Origin of the sequence: uncultured Marinobacter sp. (genome assembly GCF_963974375.1) — a bacterium.
Classification (GTDB): domain Bacteria; phylum Pseudomonadota; class Gammaproteobacteria; order Pseudomonadales; family Oleiphilaceae; genus Marinobacter.
Window position 1 is genome coordinate 1 of sequence record NZ_CAXBDN010000285.1, and the last position, 5,319, is coordinate 5,319.

Annotated in this window: 2 protein-coding genes and 1 pseudogene; 2 read left to right on the top strand and 1 reads right to left on the bottom strand. The window is 57.7% G+C overall.

Translation table 11 applies throughout. The features are described 5' to 3' along the window. Positions 1-580: pseudogene (locus AAC035_RS18300) on the top strand (hypothetical protein); the annotation flags it as partial. 98 nt (positions 581-678) lie between these two features. On the opposite strand, the gene AAC035_RS18305 reads toward AAC035_RS18300, so the two are convergent. Beyond that, complete coding sequence (locus tag AAC035_RS18305; protein WP_339806535.1) at positions 679-3,372, bottom strand: endo-1,4-beta-xylanase; 2,694 nt, start codon at positions 3,370-3,372, stop codon at positions 679-681. Positions 3,373-3,784: 412 nt separating this feature from the next. Between AAC035_RS18305 and AAC035_RS18310 the strand changes: the two genes are divergently transcribed. Next, a partial coding sequence (locus AAC035_RS18310; RefSeq protein WP_339806536.1) for a class I adenylate-forming enzyme family protein occupies positions 3,785-5,319 on the top strand: 1,535 nt, incomplete at its 3' end.

Sequence of the window (5,319 nt, forward strand, 5' to 3'; positions counted from 1 at the left end):
CAGCGCCCGCCACAAGCCCGGCAGTGCCGGCCTGCCGGTGACCGGCGCGGTGATCCGGATACTGCGGGAAGACGGCAGCGATTGTGAGGTGAACGAAGTCGGCGTTATTTACGGGCGTCAGCCGGCCTTTACCGAATTCACCTACAACAATAATCCGGAGGCGCGCGCAAAAGCCGCCAACGGTGATCTGGTCACGGTTGGCGACATGGGCTACCGGGATGACGACGGCTATCTGTTTGTGTGCGACCGGGCATCCGATATGGTCATTTCCGGGGGGGTGAATATCTACCCGGCGGAAACCGAGAACGTGCTGTTACAGCTGCCGGAAGTGGCCGACTGCGCGGTACTGGGCATTCCCGACGAGGAATACGGCGAAGCCCTGCTGGGCCTTGTGCTTCCTGTCGTCGGCGCCAGCCTGAACCTTGACGCCGTCAGGGAGCATCTGGCCCGGCACCTGGCCGACTTCAAGATTCCGAGGGAAATCAGAATAGTGACGGACTTGCCAAGGGATGATAATGGCAAGGTCGCGAAACGAAAATTGCGGGATCAGTTCTGGCAAAAAAGCCAACGGCAAGTCTGACGAACCGGTTGTGAAGACCCTTCGGCAGGGTTTAATGCCTGCCGAAGGGTCAGCAACGGGATCCGCGTTTACTTCCGTCGTACCCGGAGCATTTCTACTCAGAAACGCCAGCGATCACGGATGGCGGACCAACGATCACGGATGCTGGTTCCGCCATCGGTTACCGGTGCCGAACAACTGCCGCTGAAACAATCGTAGGTATTACCAAAACCAATGGCGCCGTTGCAGTGCAGCCATTCGCTCAGCGTCCCGCCGCCACACTCGCCGTCCCACGCCCCGGTGTTGTGGGACATGTCTTCTGCCTGACGGGTTTCGTTATTGACCTGAAGGTAGTCCACCTGCACGTCACGCCCTTCACCGTCATTGAAGAACTCCACCTGAATGTCGCCACCGGCACCACCGGAATACACATAGTCGCGGTAACCCGTACTCAACGTCCATTGCGCAACCGACTCCCCACTGACAAGCAGACGAATCTGCTCGTCACCCTGGGTGCCTCTGGCGCGAACCAGGATATTGCCGGTGCCTGCCGTGGGCGGCTGCGGCGTTGTTGTGTTCTGATCTATATACTGGCGCAACCAGGTCAACGCGGGCCGCTCGTTACCATCGGCATACATCAGACCGGAATTGTCCATCCAGGTGCGGCCAACCACATAGCCCCACAAGGTGACACCGGCGACAGCAGGGTGCTCCCAGACAATCGGGAATTTCTGCTGGAACTCACCAAGCTGCATCTGATCATTACCGTCGATATCCCATTCCGAGATGTAGACCGGCACACCAGCCGCCGCGATGAAATCAAGGTTGCCCTTGAGGGTTGCCGGCGCGTACCCCACCAGGTTGAAGGAATGCGACTGCAGGCCCACGCCATCGATCAGGTTACGGTCCCGGAGAATTTCGACAATACGACGATAGCGGGTGGCTTTTGCGCGATCGTTGATGATGCCGTACTCGTTCAACAGCAACTTTGAATTCGGGCAATACTGGCGGGCCAGTTCGAACGACCGGACGATCCAGTCCCAGCCTGTTGCACCATCGCCACCCAGGCCCCAGCGGGCATTGGAGGGCGCATGGATCGGCTCATTGACCACATCGATCATGTCCATATCCGGATAACGGCGGCAGGTATCCCGGATCAGTTCTTCCACCTCAGCGGCACGCTGGGCGTTTGAGAGGGATCCTAGCCAATTTGGTTCCTGGCTACCCCATACGAAAGTGTGGTGCTTGAAAGGCATATTGCCGGCTTTGGCGAAGTTGTAGGCCTCATCCATTTTTGACCAGTTGTAAGCATTACGCCGGGGTTCAACCGCTTCCCATTTGCCGGAATTCTCGGGTGTCACCTGGTTCCAGTAACGTGCGAAATTCAGACTGCCATTGTCGACGATGTTGCCGAGGAATTTCCGGTCGTTCTGCTCTGGCTGCTCAGGTTGTCCGTCAGTGCCGCCGGCCAGGAAGCGAAACCAGTTGAGGTTGTGGTAACCGGTTGATCTCAGGTAGACATCGTGAACACCCGTTACCCTGGTGAAATTCACGGTCTGGGTTTCCCAGGTTTGCCAGCCACCTGTCGGCGTTGTCCGCAACGTGGCAACAGGAGCATTAGTGAGATCGTCCAGAATCACTTCAATGCCGGATGGAACCTCACCGGCAATCCGGGCCTCGAACCCCGTTGCGCCCTGCCCGAAGTCAACGTTGGCTACCTTGACCCAGCTTTGCCCGGGCATCATCAGGTTTCTGGTGCCCTCGCTGGCGGGTTCCGTTTTGATGTTGCTTTGTTCCGCAAACGTCTCGGCCTGGTTGATGGCAAAGGCATCTACCGTCCTGATCGCAGAAACCCCACGTGGCCCGGCATCCACCTGGGGAATCAGACCGTTGCTGTTATAGGTAAGCCGATCAACGTTAATTGAGCGCTCGTAAGTGGAACCACCGCTGGCATTGGAAAGTGCACGATTGTGGTAGAAGAGGTACCAGTCGTTCCCGAATTCAATAATGGACTGGTGGTTGTTGTTATTATTGTTCTCCCACGGGTTGGGCAGAATGGTGCCCCGGTGGGTAAACCCGGACACCGGATTACTGCTGGTCATATAATCAATTCGCAGACCATTCTGGGTATTCGTTGAGTAAGAGAGGTAATAGATACCGTTACGCTTGTGCATATGCAGTGCTTCAAAGAAGTACGGCACATCCAGCGTGATGGCAGCACCCTGAGTGCTGATCATGTCATTGTTCAGGCGTATGACGCGGGCGGCACCCGGGGCACCACCGCCAAAATAGAGATAGGCCTGTCCATCATCATCAATAAACACACCCGGATCGAAGACCCATTCAACGTTGGCGTTCGGCGTACTGCGGCTGACCAGAGGGCCACCAATGGGGTCGCGGTAGGGACCTTCCGGCCGGTCTGCAACGGCAACGCCGATGCTTGATCCGCCATCCGGGAAGTACAGGTAGTATTTGCCGTTTCTTTCGATGATATCCGGCGCATAGGCCAGCTGGGCCCAGGAAGTATCCCTGCGGGAGTTCCAGATAATCCCGTGGTCCTGCCAGTTCTCCATATCGTCTGACGAGAACAGCTGATAATCAACGAGACGGCTGTAATCCGTCTGGCCAGGCTGGTCATGGGTTGTCACAACATACACACGACCGTTCATAACCCTGGCGGCCGGGTCAGCGGTATAGACATGAGTAACAATCGGATTACTGGCGACTGCCTGGCTAACGGGTACCAGACAAGCCGAAACAAGTATCAGAATCCTGATCAACGACGCCGGATAAAGCGCCCCGGGGGTCAGCATGGTTCATCTTCCTTGAGTTGTCTTTTCCGTTGCGGAAAAGGTGGCTTTCGCTCCCATTCAGATCGCGCTCCGGCGACACCACAATTCCACAGGACATCCATCGGGGAGAGTGTCCGGCTATGCTGACGTTTTTATCATTTCGTACAACTGTAGCGTTCAAATACACGCCAATACTTTTGCACGCAGCCGTTACGGGGTGTGTAGCCGTACCCAGGGGTATTGATAACCAGACCACAGAATCTGGATCCACTGGCGGTTTAAACATTTTTAATTTTTGTATTTTCTGAAAAAACAAACCACCACTTGCAGATTTCTCCAATACCGCCTAGCGTTACCTGACAAACGTCAGCCACTGCCAACCTTTATATACCCGCCGTGGCGATGACGAAACTATGACCGAGAGAACAATAATATGAACACGCAGAACGACGTGTCCGGCATGGCAAAAACGGTTCAGCAGGAACCAGCCCTGATGACACCCGCGCAGGCATCGAACCATGTCACCACTACCGATCCACGCTTTGCGCTGACGGACGAGATTATCCGTGGAGTACCCTACCGGGTGTTCAGCAACGCGCCCCCCAACCTGCGGGCGCTGCTGCAACAGGCCGAAGCCACCTATGGCGACCGGGATGTCATGGTCTTTCAGGGCGAGCGCTGGAACTACCCTCAGTTCTGCTCGGAGGTGTGCCGCCTTGCCCAGGGGATGCACAGCAAGTTCGGAATCGGCCAGGGTGACCGGGTCGCCCTGGCCATGCGCAACTATCCCGAACTGCCCATTCTGATTCTGGCAGTCACCGCTCTTGGCGCGACCGTTGTGCCCCTCAATTCCTGGGGCTCAGAAGAAGAACTGACCTTTGCCCTGGAAGACAGCGAAGCCCGGCTGGCCTTCGCTGACGGCCCGCGATTCGAGCGTCTTAAAAACCCGGCAGCACAACGCAGCATTCCTTTGTTGGGGGTGCGGGAAACGGACACGGGCAACGGCTACCGTGACCTGCTGGCAGCGGCGGCGTCCGCTGACTGGCCGCAAGTCGCCATTGCGCCCGATGATGACTTTGCAGTGCTTTATTCTTCCGGCTCTACCGGCAAACCCAAAGGCGTGGTGCTCACCCATCGCGGTGCCATCACCACGCTCTACTCCTGGGCGGTGGGGCGTACCATGGCGCCACTGGTCACCGGAGATCCCGTTGATCCGGACGCGCCGCAACCGTCATTTCTGGTAGTGACTCCGCTGTTTCATGTCACCGCGTTGCACGCCATATTCCTGCAGGGCATTCACATGGGTGCCCGCCTGACCCTGATGTACAAGTGGGATCCGGAAGAAGCCATTCGCCTGATCAAGGCAGAGAACATCACCCGCTTTGTGGGCGTGCCCACCCAGACCGCCGACTTGATGGAAGCCGCCCGGCGCCTCAATGAACCCCTTGAGTCACTGGTCAGCGTGGGCAGTGGCGGCGCCAAGCGTCCGGCGGCCCAGGTCAGCGAACTGGCTGACACCTTCCCCCAGGCCATTATCAGCTCCGGCTGGGGCATGACCGAAACCAATTCCCTGGGCATCATTGCCTCGGGACCGGACTACGTGGATAACCCGGAATCCGCCGGAACCCCCACCCCGCCAGTTCAGGAAATCCAGATTGTGGATGAGCGTGGCCGTCCGCTGCCCGCCGGTCAGGTAGGCGAGCTGATTGTCAAAAGCCCGGCCAATATGCGGTGTTATCTGAACCAGCCGGAGGCTACCGCCGATGCCCTGCGGGACGGCTGGCTGTATACCGGCGACCTGGCCAAGATCAACGAAGACGGCCTGGTGTTCATAGTCGATCGCAAGAAAACCCTGATCATTCGCGGCGGCGAGAATATTGCCTGTCTGGAGGTCGAAGGCGCCCTGCACCGGCACCCGGACATCATCGAGGCCTGCGTATTTCCGGTCCCCGATGCCCGGCTGGGCGA